At 39.7% G+C, this 16,053-nt stretch carries 10 protein-coding genes; 5 read left to right on the top strand and 5 right to left on the bottom strand.

The window, feature by feature from the left end:
* Positions 1-50 precede the first annotated feature (50 nt).
* The 4 genes from C3V44_RS01705 to C3V44_RS01690 all read right to left on the bottom strand — a co-directional run bounded on the left by C3V44_RS01705 (position 51) and on the right by C3V44_RS01690 (position 4,929).
* Positions 51-974 carry a dihydrodipicolinate synthase family protein gene (locus tag C3V44_RS01705; protein WP_106095309.1) on the bottom strand — a complete coding sequence of 308 codons (924 nt, stop codon included), beginning with the start codon at positions 972-974 and terminating at the stop codon, positions 51-53.
* 145 nt (positions 975-1,119) lie between these two features.
* Positions 1,120-2,352 (bottom strand): MFS transporter, encoded by a 1,233-nt coding sequence (locus tag C3V44_RS01700; protein ID WP_009411132.1) that lies wholly within the window; start codon positions 2,350-2,352, stop codon positions 1,120-1,122.
* A 135-nt stretch (positions 2,353-2,487) separates the two neighbouring features.
* Positions 2,488-3,753: a cyclically-permuted mutarotase family protein gene (locus C3V44_RS01695; RefSeq protein WP_106095308.1), complete on the bottom strand. Its 1,266-nt coding sequence runs from the start codon at positions 3,751-3,753 to the stop codon at positions 2,488-2,490.
* Positions 3,754-3,759: 6 nt separating this feature from the next.
* Entirely contained in the window at positions 3,760-4,929 is a 1,170-nt protein-coding gene (locus C3V44_RS01690) for an AGE family epimerase/isomerase (RefSeq protein WP_009420570.1), read from the bottom strand.
* 1,262 nt (positions 4,930-6,191) lie between these two features.
* Here C3V44_RS01690 and C3V44_RS01680 point away from each other — a divergent pair.
* From C3V44_RS01680 to C3V44_RS01670, 3 genes are read left to right on the top strand one after another with little or no spacing between them, the layout of a single operon-like run.
* On the top strand, positions 6,192-6,917 hold the full coding sequence (locus tag C3V44_RS01680; protein WP_106095306.1) for a copper homeostasis protein CutC: 726 nt from the start codon (positions 6,192-6,194) through the stop codon (positions 6,915-6,917).
* 18 nt (positions 6,918-6,935) lie between these two features.
* A complete protein-coding gene (locus tag C3V44_RS01675; protein WP_106095305.1) occupies positions 6,936-8,147 on the top strand; it encodes a metallophosphoesterase in 1,212 nt (403 codons plus the stop codon).
* Between the two features lie 22 nt (positions 8,148-8,169).
* Positions 8,170-10,539, top strand: a complete 2,370-nt coding sequence (locus tag C3V44_RS01670) for an ATP-dependent helicase (RefSeq protein WP_106095304.1) — start codon at positions 8,170-8,172, stop codon at positions 10,537-10,539.
* 127 nt (positions 10,540-10,666) lie between these two features.
* On the opposite strand, the gene C3V44_RS01665 is transcribed toward C3V44_RS01670, so the two are convergent.
* Positions 10,667-11,095, bottom strand: coding sequence for a hypothetical protein (locus C3V44_RS01665; RefSeq protein WP_106095303.1), 429 nt, complete (start codon positions 11,093-11,095; stop codon positions 10,667-10,669).
* 100 nt (positions 11,096-11,195) lie between these two features.
* Here C3V44_RS01665 and bshA point away from each other — a divergent pair, with 100 nt between their 5' ends.
* Together bshA and C3V44_RS12160 are read left to right on the top strand one after the other, a co-directional pair.
* Positions 11,196-12,320: an N-acetyl-alpha-D-glucosaminyl L-malate synthase BshA gene (gene bshA / locus C3V44_RS01660; protein WP_106095302.1), complete on the top strand. Its 1,125-nt coding sequence runs from the start codon at positions 11,196-11,198 to the stop codon at positions 12,318-12,320.
* Positions 12,321-12,854: 534 nt separating this feature from the next.
* The gene (locus tag C3V44_RS12160) at positions 12,855-16,049 is read left to right on the top strand and encodes a type VI secretion system Vgr family protein (protein ID WP_254425448.1); all 3,195 of its coding nucleotides are present in this window, start codon (positions 12,855-12,857) and stop codon (positions 16,047-16,049) included.
* Positions 16,050-16,053: the final 4 nt, after the last annotated feature.

The raw sequence follows: 16,053 nt of genomic DNA, 5'->3' as shown, positions 1-16,053 counted from the left end.
TTGATTCTATTAATACAATGGGGTGGTAGGTTAATTACATTTTATATAAACTACATTTGGTTACATTTGTTAAAGAAATCAATGCTTTCCAATTCTTTCTTAATGACTGCTTCCTCTTCATCAGTAATGTTTTGGAAAGGCGTACGATTGATACCTAAGTCTAAACCGAGCAACTTCATTATACGCTTACCGCACACTATGTTGCCACGATATTTAGCAATTACATTTATCACGTCTTGGGCGTAGTTTTGCAACTCAGCAGCTTTGGCAATATTGCCTTTGTGGTATTCATCTATGATACCTACCAATACCTTGCCTATATAGCTACCAGTACCGCTAATACCACCACGAGCACCCCCCATTACAAGAGCATTGAGGATAGTCTCGTCTAAGCCGTAGAGCATATCGTATTTACCATTGTTGTACAACATACATTGGTTGTACTCATAAAGTGGTTCGTAGGTGTATTTGATACCCGCTAAGTTAGGAATACGTCCGTCAGCTGCTTTAAGGAAAGGCAACATAGGAAGGTACACCCCATTGAGCACAGGGATATGGTAAAAATAGAAAGGCAGATTAGGCGCTCCACAAGCTATTTCCTCGCAGTATTTCACCAGCTCCTCTACCCTACCCGCTTTGGGGAAAGGTGAAGCCATTGCCCCAATACCGAAAGCTCTAATTTCTTGGGCGTGTTGTGCCATTTTGTAGCTATCTTTTATGCAGGTAGCCCCACAGTGTACAATCACTTTGAAGCCTTTGGGAGCTACTGATACCCATTTTTCGGCTATCTTCATACGTTCTTCAACCGTCATCATATAGCCTTCACCTGACGAACCGTTGATAAATACGCCTATCAATCCATTTTTTTGCAAGAGTTTTGCATACTGATCAATAGGGTCTAAATTTACTTCTCCTTTCTTGTCAAAAGGTGTAAAGGGCGCTACTATCAGCCCATTAATTTTTTCAAATGTCATTTTATTTAGTTATTTATTCCTCTCCCTCTCCTTTCTTCCCCTCCCTAAAAGGAAGGGGAAGGGGAACCTCAAAAGCAATAATAAGGAGAGTGTTTATTAATAATTCTATTTCAATTAGCTCCTCCTTGGGAGGGGTTGGAGATTATTATTCTCCACACAATTCTCTCTTAGGTTTTAAGAATAGCAACATCAGTACAATGGCTATTAAGATAATCACCGAGAGTTTGCTAAAATCAGCTCCTAAGTTGCCCGCATCGGTAGAAGTACCGAGCATTAAGGTAACAGCATAGCCCGAAAATACGCCTCCCATATTCATAATGCCATAAGCCGTAGCGCGTTGCTGTTGTGGAATAATTTGGCATAAGATAGGCATATTGTTGGTATCAAACATTCCGTAACCAATACCAAAAAGTAAGGTTGCCCCTATCATTGCTACATACGACTCTCCAAAACCTATGAGTATCAAGGCAGGAATGGTAAGCCCTAAACCAATAGTACTAGTATAGATGCGCGCTTTGATATTTGTCTGTACCCAGCGGTCGGACAATGTACCTCCTATGAGCACGCCTAAGAAAGAAGATATAGCGATAGAAATTGTTGCTATAGGTCCTGCGGTAGCCATCGGTACATTTAAGTTGGTTGCAAAGAGCGTAGGCAACCAGTTCTTAGTTCCCCAGCCTGGAAAGCTCGATGCCATAAAGTAGAACAAGAGTATCCAGAAAGAGAAAGTGCCAAACACAAGGGCAAACGACGACAACAATGAGTTTCTCGGTGCTGACGTTGTTTGTGTAGTTGCTTGTGGTTTACGCTCTATATCAAAGAGAGTAAATACCAAGAAGAAAGCATACACTATCCCTACCATACCAAACCAGTGAAAAACAGTATGCCAAGTATAGTTAGAGGCAATAGTAGCTCCAAAGCCTCCTAAGGCTTGTCCTGCATAAAGCCCCGACATATGAATACCTATAGCCAAAGAGCGTGTTTTTGAAGTATGGTAATCGGCTATCATAGAAAGAGCAGTAGCTAAGTAAAGCGCTTCACTGAGTCCCATTAAGGCGCGCAGCCAATACACCTGATTAAAGGTTGTCGCATAACCCATACCATAAGTTACTGCCGACCATACAAACAGGCTTCCTACAATCATCCACTTGCGGTTCACGCGGTCGGCAATAATACCAGCCACAGGGCTCATCAATCCGTAGATAAGAAGGAACACTCCCATCAGCCTACCAAAGTTTTCTCCCACAGCAAGCTCTTTGATGTCCATTTTCATCGACTCCTGCATCGTGGAGAGCATTTGTCGATCTAAATAATTCAATAGTGCCACCACCCATAGCAATGCCACTACTATCCAAGGGTATATTTTACTGTTTTTCATAGTATCAATTGTTTTATTGGTTTGTTAAAGAGCCTCCCTACGGTCAAGAAATCTAACAGATTAACAAAAGTTTGTTTGATTTTGTTTTTTCTGATTGATTTCTGAGACGTAGCCTCTCCCTTAAGTAAGTATATACTATTTTACCACAACTTTAAAAGTTTTATTACTACGTACACCCGGTTTTAGTTCTCCTTGCACGAGGTAGAACTCTTCTGGAGAGCCTACTAAGGTAGCTCCTGCTCGAGCGAAATCAGTTTGTGTATCGAGTACCGACCACTGTTGTGTGTGAGTATCGAACAGATAACACTCTTTATTGAAACCATAGTACTCAATAGGCTGTGTCATATAATGCGACATATAGTCGTAGTTTTTCTGCTTGCGTGTCTCATCAGTGAGGGTAGTATCTCGACCTATATTATAGAGGTCGGTGATGGTTTTTAAGAAAAGTGTTGCATTTACACCTCCAAAACAAGCAATATAGCGGTTATCAATAGCCAAAGCTGTAGCTCCTGTGAGCGAAAATGGCACTTTATCAGGACTTTCTTGTGTAGCTACTTTTTGCCATTGCTGCTGTTGCACACTATACCTCCACACAGCAGTAGAGAGGGTAGGCACGTGGGTAGCATCCCCCCCGAAAAAGCCTCCTAACAAGAATAAGTGTGTATCACCCTCTTGTTCCATCGCTACTAATACAGGTTGTACACTGGGCTCTTCGGGGAAATCAGGCAAGCGATGCCACTCTTTATCAGTAGCAGTATCGATATAATACACTTTGTTAGAGGGTTTTCCCGAAGCACTACCTCCTGCCACAAAAACTTTGCTACCTATGCTCGCACCTGCAAAGTTGTCGAGTGGTTCAGGCAAAGAAGGGAAAGAAGTAAGCGTAATGCCTTTTTCTTTTGAGTACTGCACCTTATAGCAATTGGCTAAAGAGTGTGTAGCCGTCTGTCCTCCTATCCACAGATAGCCAGCAGGAATAGCTACCGATACCCCATAAGCCGCTGCTTCAGGAAGTTTGCCCACTGTTTGCCATTGGTTTTGCGTTTTATTGAAGTGAAGTATTTCATCGTAAAACACTTTCTTTCCGCCTTCAAACCCAAGTTTATCAGGGAAGTTACACCCTCCTGCTACCAATAATTCACCGTTGAGCAGGGCAGCATAAGAAGCCGAAACGCCTTTCTGCAAATCGCCTTCCAAGCCTTGGGTGGTAAGTGTTGTAATATTAATTTTCATAGGTTGTTCTTTTTGGGTTTCTGTACAAGCCGTCAATATTATTAGAGATAAAAGGAATAGTGCAGACTTTGCCAAAGGTGCGAGCCGCACGGGCAGGAAACTTTGGCAAAGTAGCTTAGACTTTGTCAAAGTTTTTCTGTTCATTATTTGTCTTTTATCATTAACCATTAACAATTAACCATTAATCATTGCAATTGTTTTCCACACTTGATATAAGCCACGTGGTACGTGGAAACAGCCCTTCCATTTACCGCCTTTGAGGTCTAAGAGCACTTCGCCTTGGCGGTTGAGGTACCCCCACCATTCGCGATGTTTAGGGTCTTTAAAATGTTCCCAAGTGTAATGATGCACTTTCTCAAACCACTGCAAGCACTCTTTATTACCTGTGAGTTGATATCCTTTTATCAGCGAGATAAGCGTTTCTATATGTACCCACCACAGTTTCTGATCCCATTCTAATTGTTGGGGCGGACAGCCTTTTCTATCCATAAAGTAGTAGATACCGCCATACTCTTTATCCCAACCGTAGTCAATCATTTTTAGAGTAGTTTGCACCGCCTTTTCGATGAGCTCAGGACGATTGAGACGTTTGCCTAAGTCCATTATAAACCACATTGCCTCAATGGCGTGACCGGGGGTAAGCTGACGACCTTCAAAAGTATCAGATAGCGAACCGTCAGCATTTACATTTTCTACTACGATGCCACCCAGTTCAGGGCGTAAAAATACGTCCATTACTTCGTGAATACAAGTATCCATCGTTTTCTCGATAAAAGCCTCGTCCAATAAGGGTTCTATCTCTAATGCCAAATTACAGAGAATCATAGGCAAGGCAAAGTTTTTAAGCGAACGAGTGCCTGGGTAGGCTTTGCTCCATTTCCCCTTAGGATTGTCTTGTTTGGAAAGGATAATATCAAAAGTGCGTTTGGCTATATCGGCATATTCTTGATTGCCTGTGGCAATGCTCAACTGACCGAAAGCCATCGTAGCAAAGGTATAAGAAAAAATATTATAAGGTTCCACAAGAGGGTTACCTTGTCGGTCTAATGAAAAATACCAGTTTAGGTTTCCGTCGTGTCCGTATTTCTTGAGGAACTCTGCCCCTTGTATAGCACAGTCCAACCATTCTTGCCGTTTTTCTACACGGTTATAAAGCATTGCAAAGAGCCATACTTCACGCCCTTGTAGCCAAATAAACTTATCGGTATCAAATACATTTCCTTGGCGGTCAAGACAAGTAAAATAACCACCATATTCTTTGTCTTGCGATTTCTCTAGCCAAAACGGAATCACGTTTTGTAACAATTCATCGCGATATTGTTTTTCTAATTGTTTAAAATCCATTATTAAAATAGTATCTTAGTTTTAATTGTGATTTAGTTTTTATTCTTCTTTAATCGACGGGGCAAAATAACAAATAAAAAATGATATGACCAAATATTTAATAAAGTTTTTTTATATATAAATTTTATGAAATGCTGATTTCAGATATAACATACTGATTTACATACATATTTGAATTAAACAGAAAGTATTACATTTTCGTATTATTTCGAAAAAACAACTATAAACAATCTTTTTATTTTCTATTTCATTCAAAAATCTATCATAAAGAATAATTTAAAATATTTTATTTTACAAATTCTACATAGCATAAAAACTACAATAATAAAACTTTTAATTAATAACAGCCTATTAATTTATTTGAAATAGAAAATAAAGCGTATAATAATAAAATAGAAAGGTTATATTAATATGTATAAAGCAAAGCACATAGCTTGGTACTATAATTTATTTCCAAGAATAAATCCATCATTTTCCTATTGCAAAAGAGTCTCTCCCTTTTTTATTACACATTAGATATCAATCGCTTACAAACCACTCCTTATATTTCAACACTTATATTACTTCGCAAAACCTATTTTCCTTCATTGTTCCATTATCAGCCCGTATCACTCGCACCGTTGTTTGTATGAACTTTGCCAAAATTTCAAACCTTTGGCAATGTTGAAACCCTCTAATAACCTTCTTTTTATCTCTCTCTTAGATTTAGCTTACTTTCTTTTTTCCCTCGTCATTTGTTCGTCTTTACGTCGCTGTAGTTCCCCCTTTGGAGGAAGCCAGCGAAAGCTGGGTATGTGTAAGGCGGAGGTTACCTTTGTCTTTTCTCTATCTGTCCGTGTAACTCACACCGTCTTTTATTCATTATAGACCCACTGTAGACCCACTGTAGACCCACTGTAGACCCACTGTAGACCCACTGTAGACCCACTGTAGACCCACTGTAGACCCACTGTAGACCCACTGTAGACCCACTGTAGACCCACTGTAGACCCACTGTAGACCCACTGTAGACCCACTGTAGACCCACTGTAGACCCACTGTAGACCCACTGTAGACCCACTGTAGACCCACTGTAGACCCACTATAGACCCACTATAGACCTACTGATCATTCGCCTTTCCGTCGCCACACCTCCCTTACTGTCTTTATCAAAGTTGAAATCCCCTCCACATTACATTCATCACTAACCATTAACCATTAATAAAATTTTGCTCATTTGCTAATTATTCTCTACCTTTGCACTCCAAATTAACAAAGACATTATGATTTACGAAATATGTGCCAGCTCATTCGAGTCGGCTAAAAATGCACAAGAAGCAGGTGCTACTCGCATTGAATTATGCAGTGAATTGGGAGTAGGAGGCATCACTCCCAGCTACGGATTGATTAAAAAAGTAATGGACGAGCTGAGCATCGGCAATTGTGTGCTGATACGTCCACGCAGTGGCGATTTCACTTATACCGAAGAAGAATTCGATGTAATGTTGCGCGATATTGTTCTTTGCCGTGAGTTAGGTTGTATGGGCGTAGTAACGGGTGTGTTGCACCGCGATAATACCATCGATGAAGAACGCACCGCACGCCTCATTGAAGCCTCTGGTGATATGGAATTTATCTATCATCGCGCTTTCGACTGTGCTCCTGACCCCATTGTAGCTATTCAAACCTTGAAACGTTTGGGAGTAAAACGCATTCTCACCTCAGGAGGTAAGAAATCGGCTATTGAGGGGCTCGCTCTTCTAAAAGAACTCAATCGCATTGGCGGAGGACAACCTACTATTATGCCCGGTGGTGGCATCAATGCGCAAAGTATCGTGCAGATAAAAGCTGCCGGTTTTACCGAAGTACATTTCTCAGGTACTGTTTTCGAAGATTTAGGTACTACCTTACCTTTCTCGTTCAAAACAGAAAGTTTTTTAGATGAAACCAAAAGACCTATTTCTAACGTTAAAGTTATTCGTGAGATTATTAACAAATTAGCAAATTAACGAATAGGCAAATATTCTATGATTTATATTATACTTATCAGTATCTTTACGCTGTATTTCTTATTGAGTTTTTATGCTAGCAGAAGTTTAAAGACTCTTGTCGCAGCACGATGGATACATTGGACTTTCTGGGGAATAGCAGTAGCGATTGTTCTCAACCTTCTTTATCATTGGTTCAACAGAGGTAAAACGGTGTGGAGTGCTCCTCAGCAATATGCTGTGGCAGGACTGCTTACGTGGCTCATCATCTGCTTGTTTGTCAGTTTGCCTTTGTTTATAGAAGATATTACTCGGCTTATACGCGCTCTTTTCAGCAAAAAAAAGCAAAACGCTCCTCGTTTGCCCTCACGACGCAAGTTTATCAGTATGCTGGGTTGGGGCTTGGCAGCTATTCCTTTTGCCTCTATCCTCTACGCTATTTTTAAAGGAAAGTACAATTACAAGGTATGGAAGTATACCCTTTATTTTCCCGACCTTCCTAAGGCGTTCGATGGCTATCGAATTACTCAAATCTCGGATATTCACTGTGGAAGTTTTGACAATTATGAAAAGATACGTTATGGGGTAGAACTTATCAATGCTCAAAAGAGTGATGTTATTCTTTTCACAGGCGATTTGGTAAATAACTTGGCAGAGGAGGTTCACAATTGGAAAAGCTTGTTTGCTACGTTGCACGCTCCCGATGGTGTCTTTTCTATTATGGGTAACCACGATTATGGCGATTACTCTTCTTGGGAAAGCGTTGAAGCTAAGCACAAGAACTTAGAACACTTGTTTGATTTACAAAAGGAAATGGGTTGGGACTTACTCCTCAATGAGCATCGCTATTTAGAACGCAATGGCGAAAAGATTGCCCTTATAGGCGTTGAAAACTGGGGGCGCGGCAGGTTCTCTAAATACGGCGACCTCAATAAAGCTATAGAGGGGGTAAACGAAGAAGATTTTAAAATACTGATGAGCCACGACCCTACTCATTTTCAAGAAATTGTTTTGCCCGAGAAAAAGAACATAGCGCTCACCCTTAGCGGTCATACACACGGAATGCAGTGTGGGATTGAAATACCCCAATGGCGGTGGAGTCCCTCACAATATATTTATAAATATTGGGGTGGTATGTATAAAGAAGGAGCTCAATATTTAAACGTAAATCGTGGGTTTGGGTATCACGCATTCCCTGGAAGGTTAGGCGTATGGCCTGAAATTACTGTCATAGAACTCAAACGAGGATAATATAACTTTTGCGAAGATTATTATGGATACATTTTTAAAGGAATTAGAAAGTCTAAATGCCCCTCAACGTGCTGCCGTGCTTCAAAAAGATGGACCCATCATCGTGATAGCAGGAGCAGGCTCTGGTAAAACTCGCGTGCTTACTTATCGCATAGCCAACTTGATGAGAGAAGGTGTAGATGCTTTCAATATCCTTGCTCTTACCTTTACTAATAAGGCTGCCAACGAAATGAAAAAGCGTATTGCCAGTCTTGTAGGCAACAACGAAGCAAAGAACCTATGGATGGGTACATTCCACTCTGTTTTTGCCAAAATCTTGCGCATCGAAGCCGATAAATTAGGATATCCTCAAAATTTTACTATATATGATACCCAAGACTCTCAGCGCCTTATTAATGGCATCATTAAGGAGATGGAGTTGGACAAAGATATCTATAAGTATAAACGAATACAATCGCGTATTTCTTCCTTTAAAAACAGTCTTATTACGGTGAGAGCCTATTTTAATAATCCTGAACTGATGGAAGCTGATGCAATGGCAAGACAACCACGTTTAGGAGAAATTTATCAAGAATATGTAGATAGGTGTTTTAAAGCAGGAGCAATGGATTTTGACGATTTATTGCTGAAAACAAATGAACTCCTCAATCTATATCCTGATGTATTGGCAAAATATCAAAATAGGTTTAGGTATATTCTTGTAGATGAGTATCAAGATACCAATCACTCTCAATATCTTATCGTGAAGGCTTTGGCAGACCGTTTTCATAATATTTGTGTAGTAGGAGATGATGCGCAAAGTATTTATGCTTTTAGGGGAGCAAACATCAATAATATTCTCAATTTCAAAAATGATTATCCAGAGGCAAAAGAATATAAGTTAGAGCAAAATTACCGTTCTACAAAAAACATTGTGGAAGCAGCTAATAGTGTGATAGAACACAATAAAATACGATTGGAAAAGGTAGTTTTCACCGAAAATGAATTAGGTGAACCTATTAAAGTGCATAGAAGTCCTACTGATGCTGATGAAGGTCGTTTTGTAGCGAGCTCTATCTTTGAAAACAAGATGCAATACCAGCTTCCTAATGGTAATTTTGCGGTGCTTTATCGCACTAATTCACAATCGCGTGCTATTGAAGATGCCCTTAGAAAACGTGATATTCCATACCGCATCTATGGCGGATTGTCATTCTACCAGCGTAAGGAAATCAAAGATATGCTTGCTTATTTGAGACTCATTATCAATCCAAATGATGAGGAAGCTTTGGTGCGCATTATCAATTTTCCTGCACGAGGCATTGGAGAAACTACAATGGAAAAGCTTACTTTGGCAGCAAATCATTATAAGAAGTCTATCTTCGAGATAATGTATAACATCAATAAACTTCCAGAATTGCACATCAACACTACTACAAAGCAAAAACTTACTGATTTTGTGGTAATGATTCTTAACCTTCAAGCACTCAATCAAGAAGCTAACGTTTTTGAAGTTGCCGAACAAGTCGCAAAGAAAACAGGGCTTTTGCAAGAGTTTAAAAAAGATGGTACCCCCGAGGGTATAGCCAAAATGGAAAACATCGAAGAGATGCTTAATGGTATGAAAGATTTTGTAGAAGGACAAGAAGATGTGGCAGATAGCAGGGCAAGTCTTTCAGAATATTTAGAAGATGTTGCTTTGGCTACTGATATGGATAAAGAGATAGGTGATGATGACCGTGTAGCTTTGATGACCATTCACTTGGCAAAAGGATTGGAGTTTCCGTATGTATACGTGGTAGGGATGGAAGAAGATTTGTTCCCTTCGGCAATGAGCATACAATCGCGTAACGATTTGGAGGAAGAAAGAAGGTTATTTTATGTAGCACTCACCCGTGCTGAGAAACAAGCCTATTTAACTTATGCAGAAAACCGTTATCGTTGGGGGAAACTTTCTGATGCCGAGCCAAGTAGATTTATCGAAGAAATAGATGAACGCTATTTGCAGTATCTTACACCTTCTATTTCTAATCCTAATTATCGATATAAACCACTTATTGATAGGGATATTTTTGGTGAAGTAGATAAAAGTAAACTACGTTTACAGAAACCTATAAGTGGAATACCTCCTCATAAAAACGCTCCAACTGGTGAAGAACAACAAAAACTCAGGAAGTTAAAACCTGTGAATGCTTTGTATAATTCTAATAGTAATAATAAAAATACTTATAACGGACTGGATATAGGAACAGCAGTTTATCACGAACGTTTCGGTCGTGGTAAAGTAATTTCATTGGAGGGAACAGGAAATGATAAAAAGGCGCAAATAAATTTCGAGACAGGAGGTTTAAAAAATATATTATTACGCTTTGCTAAACTAACTATTATTGATAGTTTGAACGAAAATTTATAACCCACATTACCTATTTGTCATTTCAAATTAAAGAGCATTATAGCTTTTAAGCTGAGGTACCAATTCCTCTCACTGAGAGGCTCACTCGATAACAAGAGGTTTTCTATAGTTTTATAGAAAGCCTCTTTTATTTGTTATAATTCACCCAAATAGCCGTACCCCCTCCTTTGCGGTCGTAAATAGATTTAATAGTTCCCCAAGAAAAAGTGCGTTCCTTGCCTATATGTGCTGTAAGCCATTGGTCATAATATTTTTCAGTCTGCAATTCGTATACTTCACTCCAATCGTCCCACGAGGTTTGTTTTTCATTCTTCATTGCAAAACCTAAGAATTTTAGCTGTTCTCCTTCAAAACAAAGCGACACATTAAATAACTTCCCCTCAAAAGAACAATCGCTGAAATACAACCAATAATAGCCTGTCCCTACGTCCCATACTTTGTTATTAGGAAAACGTTCTCTAAGAATTGCAAAAGTAGTATCAGCAGTGATGGTCTCTCCTTTTATAAGAAGAAAATCGCCGTTTTTAATATTTATAAAAGAATCTAAAGTTTTCATATAGAACGCTATTTAGTGAGTACAAAGATATAATTTTTTGTTAATATTTTCAATACCCACAGAAAAATTAGTACCTTTGCCTCTCTAATATATATCAAATATGAATATAGCCATAGTGTGTTACCCTACCTTTGGGGGGAGTGGTGTTGTAGCTACCGAACTCGGGCTTGCCTTAGCTCGCAAAGGTCATCAGGTGCACTTTATCACGTATAGTTATCCCGTGCGTTTAGACTTCTTGGAGATGAACATTCACTTTCACGAAGTGCACGTAGAAGAATACCCCTTGTTTCACTACCAGCCTTACGAACTAGCTTTGTCCAGCAAAATGACTTATGTGATAAAAACCTATCACATAGATATTTTGCACGTGCATTATGCCATTCCGCACGCTTATGCAGGTTATATGGCTAAACAAATGCTCAAACGAGAAGGGATAGAAGTACCTATGGTAACGACCCTTCACGGCACCGATATTACCCTTGTGGGCAACCACCCTACTTACAAAGAAGCAGTCACGTTTAGCATTAACGAATCGGATATTGTAACTTCAGTGTCCGAGAGTTTGAAGCAAGATACTCTAAGACTTTTCCGTATAGATAAAGATATTAAGGTAATTCCTAACTTCACAAATATAAAAAAATCCAAAGAAACTTCTCCTTGCAAACGCACTGTAATGGCAAAGCCTGAGGAACTCATTGTTACACACATTAGTAATTTTAGGAAGGTAAAACGCATAGACGATGTGGTAAGAATTTTTTATGGCATTCAGCAGAAACTTCCTGCTAAGCTCATAATGGTAGGTGACGGACCTGAGCGCGAGATAGCCGACCAGCTCTGCAAGGATTTAGGCATCAAAAGCAAAGTGCTGTTTTTAGGTAATACTTCTGATATAGACCGCATTTTGTGTTTCACCGATTTATTCTTACTCCCTTCTGCCTCTGAGAGCTTTGGACTTTCGGCATTAGAAGCAATGGCAGCTGGCGTTCCGGTAGTATCGAGCAATACGGGAGGACTTCCAGAAGTGAATGAAGAGGGCGTATCGGGCTATCTGTGCCCCATAGGCGATGTAAAAGCAATGGCAGAGAAGGCTATTTACATACTTGAAGACAAAACCCGATTGGCACAATTTAAACAGAATGCCCGCAAAGTAGCCGAACGTTTTGACGAGGATAAAATAGTGCCAATGTATGAAGCACTTTACTACAGTGCTATCGACAATAAATAGGGAAAGTGCTTTTGCGTTTTTTCTGTTAAAAATAGTTAAAACAGCCATTTTTCTTCAAAATAAGACAGTAAAATGTTTTTTAGCTCCAAATTTATAAAGTACTGAAAAACAGTACAACTAAACATTATCGTATCTTATAGGTAACTTATAGGAAACTCGAAGCTAAAGCGAAGGTAAGACGAACAAAAGACGAAGGAAAGACGAAGGAATGAGCTTACTATACTGAATATCAGAGGGAGATAAGACGATTTTAAAATATTGAATAAATTAAGGGTAAAACCTCAATTTTAACACAAAAAATGGAGGAGGAGTTATAGTGACTTAAAGCCAAATAATTAGAGTTTATAGAGCTTCACGATAAAAAATATATTATCTCACGAAAAAGAGGGAGAATATTGTGCACTTATTAGGCTGAAATATATCACGTTTTCAAAGGGGGAAACGAAGATAAGACAAAGAAAAGAGTATAAAAATTTTGTGCTTAAAAATAATTTTAGTAACTTGCGCCCATATTGATACTAAAATAAACTGCTTATGGACTCACTTTTTACCAAACGTCTCCCTATTTTCCATTCAGTACATATTGACGGTAAGGAACAAACTTCACGCTTCAACAGCTTGCACATACAACAATCGTTAAACTCTTGTTGTGATTTTGAGCTGGTAGAAACCATTGCTACAAGCAAAACTCTTTGGCAAGGGCAGTCGCAAGAGCTCTTAAAACAAGTGGGCAAAAATGTGATTATTCGTCTTTCCTTCCCAAGAGGAGAGAACACTTTCCAATTTTCGGGTTTTATTACTGAGGTGGTGATTGACTCGGATACCCCTACGCAAGGAGGAAGCGAAAACAAAATACGCGTTATAGGAAAGGGGAGTCCTGTGGTGTTGGACGATGCACCTGCGATGAATTCGTTTGTAGATTATGATTTGGTAAATATCGTAGAGAAAGTTTTTAAAAACAAATATTTCGACCTGATATGTAATCCTAAGTTTAAAGCGATAATCCCCTATGCAATGCAGTATAAAGAAAGCCGTTGGGAGTTTTTGAATAGGCTTTCGGCTATTTACAACGAACTACTGTATTTTGACGGTAGCAAGCTCGTGTTTGGTGGTGTAACAGATGAACACTCTGAAAACCTGACCATAGACGAAGATATTACCGAACTTAAAGTTTCTTCTAAAACCATTCCTTTTAAATACACTCTTTACAACTACAATGCGGAGGACGATGAATACATTTATTCGGACACCGAAGAGGAGGTAAGACCGCGCAACTTCTACACCGAAGACGTTTTTAAAGACTACGAGAATTTATATCTGGAACGGCATTTGTTGCCCGCAGAAGAGCCTACCCGCTTGGCAGGTGATATTAGAGAACTGCACCAGCACCAATACCAGCAGGCATTGGGAAAAATGCACTGCGTTGAGGGAAAAACCCGTAACAGTTTGGTGCGCTTGGGTAGCCTCATTTATGTAAAATTCCCTTCTATCTTCGAAAAAGAAAATATGGGTGAATACCGAGTGATTTCGGTAGAGCACTGTGTGGAGCGTGATGACTATTACAACCACTTTGTAGCGGTACCTTTGGGAATGGAATACCCTCTTTACGAGCCACGAACCATTGCTTACCCTGAAATAGCGGAAGTAGTAGCCAACGATGACCCTAAAAAACAAGGGCGCGTGCAGGTGTGTTTCTTTTGGCAAAAATTTTTAGGCGAGCAGACGCCTTGGTTACGGGTGCAAACACCCGATGCGGGTGTGCTTGAAAACAAGAGTGGCAACCGAGGTTTCCAATTTATCCCTGAGGTAGGCGACCAAGTAATGGTGAGCTTTGAGCAGGGCAACCCACACCGCCCCTATGTGAGTGGCAGTATGTACCACGGCAAGAACGCCCAACAGGTGAGCCATAACGTGAGGAGTATTACCACCAAGAGCGGTAGCACCATAACTTTTGACGACGAGAAAGGTAGTGTACTGATAAAAGACAAAAGAGGTAGCAGTTATTTGCTTGACGGCAAAGGAAATATAGAACTGAACGCCGTAAAAGATTTTACCCTTTGTGCAGGGCGAAATATCTCGCTTAATGCACAGAACAATTTTGTGTTAGACGTGGGCAATACCGCCCTGATGAACATTTTGCAAAAGACGCTACTTACCACTCCCTTTATGGAACAGCTCATTGCTACTTACTTCCACACCCAAGCGGGCAGTGCCTTGATACACTCGCCTAACCAGATAAAGATAGAGGCGCAGGATACTAATGTAGCGGGCACTAAAAAGCTGTTTATACACTCCGATGAAGAGGCAACTGTAAACAGCAAAGGATTACTTTCGGTAAAAGGGGAACAAGCAAATAATATTACTAATAAGGCGGAAAGCTATGCTACCAGTGCCCAACAAATACACGCCAAATGCTTGGTACACTTCCGACCCAAAAGAGGCTGGAAAGGTGAAGACTACGGTTTTGACTGGATGCGCGTAGGCGATACAGGTGTGTTTGGCGATACCGATTATAAAACTATTGTAGCCAAACAATACGATAGTGCAGGAGCTCTTGTAACAGATGTTAATAGATATGATGGGACTTTTACCCCTAATACCAACTTATACACTGATTTAGAAAGAGAATACACCTATTATACAGTACCTTGGCGTACAGTAGGAGGTAGCCCTGCAAAATACTATTGTTCGTGGCTTTCTATGTTGCCTAAGAAGAAAATAAAGACCGCTACTACTTTCCCCGCAGGAATGACGATGCCTTCGGGCAGTAGTAGCACAGTAGAGACTGAAACAGAAGTAACCAATACTGTGGAGTTATTATTAAAGATAGACATAGAACAAGCCCCTGACGAATTGCGTTTTAAAGAGCCCGAAGGCTTTACAGTAAGCCCCAAAGTGATTCGTACCCAAGAAATGCCCAGAGGAGTTACAGAACAACTACTGCTGATTACTTGTAATACCCCTTGTGAGGAAAACAAGGATTTAGAAGTATTTGCGGTTACCAAACAAGCCGATGGTAGTGAAACGAAACAATTAGCCGGCAAGCTCCATATATGGGCAAATGCTCCTGCTAAACAAAAAAAGGCTAAAATGTTGCTAATAAAAGTTACAACTCCTAATATTTCAGGAAGTGGAGAAAAAAATGGTAAGATTTTGGGACAAAAAGCTTTATTCGAAAAGTATTTACATCAAGCTTTGATAGATACAGAAGTCATTACAGAAGATGTAAACCTAAGTACCGATGCATCCCATTTTTTGAATACTTATGTTGTTGCAGGAGAAATAATAGGCTACTACGAAGATATAACATCCGCTCCTTCAGGGTTTATAAACTTACAAGAGTATATCTACCATAAACTGAAAACCAATTTAAGTGCCAAAGGAGAAGATCCTAACCAGTATGATAACGTTTATAAAGCTATTTATTTAGGAGAGAGTGGAGGATATATGAGTATTGGTGGTTTTGAAGGGCTAAATGGATATAGTTTGGGTAAGTTTATCGTACTATTCCCAAGCAGAAATAACCAAACTGCTGCTCACGAGTTTTTACATAGCTTTAAGCTCCTGCATAGTTTTACTAATAAGGAAGCAGACCCCGCCAATGTAAAATGTACTTATACGGCTTTGAAAACAGAAAACTTGATGGATTATTCGCATTTGCTAACTCCTCCACAAGAACGTTATAGCCTATGGAAATGGCAATGGGAAGTAGCGAATGGTAGTATTTAATAAA

Origin of the sequence: Capnocytophaga sp. oral taxon 864, assembly GCF_002998835.1 — a bacterium.
GTDB lineage: Bacteria > Bacteroidota > Bacteroidia > Flavobacteriales > Flavobacteriaceae > Capnocytophaga > Capnocytophaga ochracea.
The sequence above is the reverse complement of the archived record's forward strand: the minus strand, read 5'-3'. Positions and strand labels throughout refer to the sequence as shown.

Excerpts from the sequence above, each read along its gene's own strand:
- C3V44_RS01670 (WP_106095304.1), top strand. The coding sequence starts at position 8,170 with ATGGATACATTTTTAAAGGAATTAGAAAGTCTAAATGCCCCTCAACGT.
- C3V44_RS12160 (WP_254425448.1), top strand. The coding sequence starts at position 12,855 with ATGGACTCACTTTTTACCAAACGTCTCCCTATTTTCCATTCAGTACAT.
- C3V44_RS01695 (WP_106095308.1), bottom strand. The coding sequence starts at position 3,753 with ATGGTTAATGATAAAAGACAAATAATGAACAGAAAAACTTTGACAAAG.
- C3V44_RS01700 (WP_009411132.1), bottom strand. The coding sequence starts at position 2,352 with ATGAAAAACAGTAAAATATACCCTTGGATAGTAGTGGCATTGCTATGG.
- bshA (WP_106095302.1), top strand. The coding sequence starts at position 11,196 with ATGAATATAGCCATAGTGTGTTACCCTACCTTTGGGGGGAGTGGTGTT.
- C3V44_RS01680 (WP_106095306.1), top strand. The coding sequence starts at position 6,192 with ATGATTTACGAAATATGTGCCAGCTCATTCGAGTCGGCTAAAAATGCA.
- C3V44_RS01705 (WP_106095309.1), bottom strand. The coding sequence starts at position 974 with ATGACATTTGAAAAAATTAATGGGCTGATAGTAGCGCCCTTTACACCT.
- C3V44_RS01675 (WP_106095305.1), top strand. The coding sequence starts at position 6,936 with ATGATTTATATTATACTTATCAGTATCTTTACGCTGTATTTCTTATTG.
- C3V44_RS01690 (WP_009420570.1), bottom strand. The coding sequence starts at position 4,929 with ATGGATTTTAAACAATTAGAAAAACAATATCGCGATGAATTGTTACAA.
- C3V44_RS01665 (WP_106095303.1), bottom strand. The coding sequence starts at position 11,095 with ATGAAAACTTTAGATTCTTTTATAAATATTAAAAACGGCGATTTTCTT.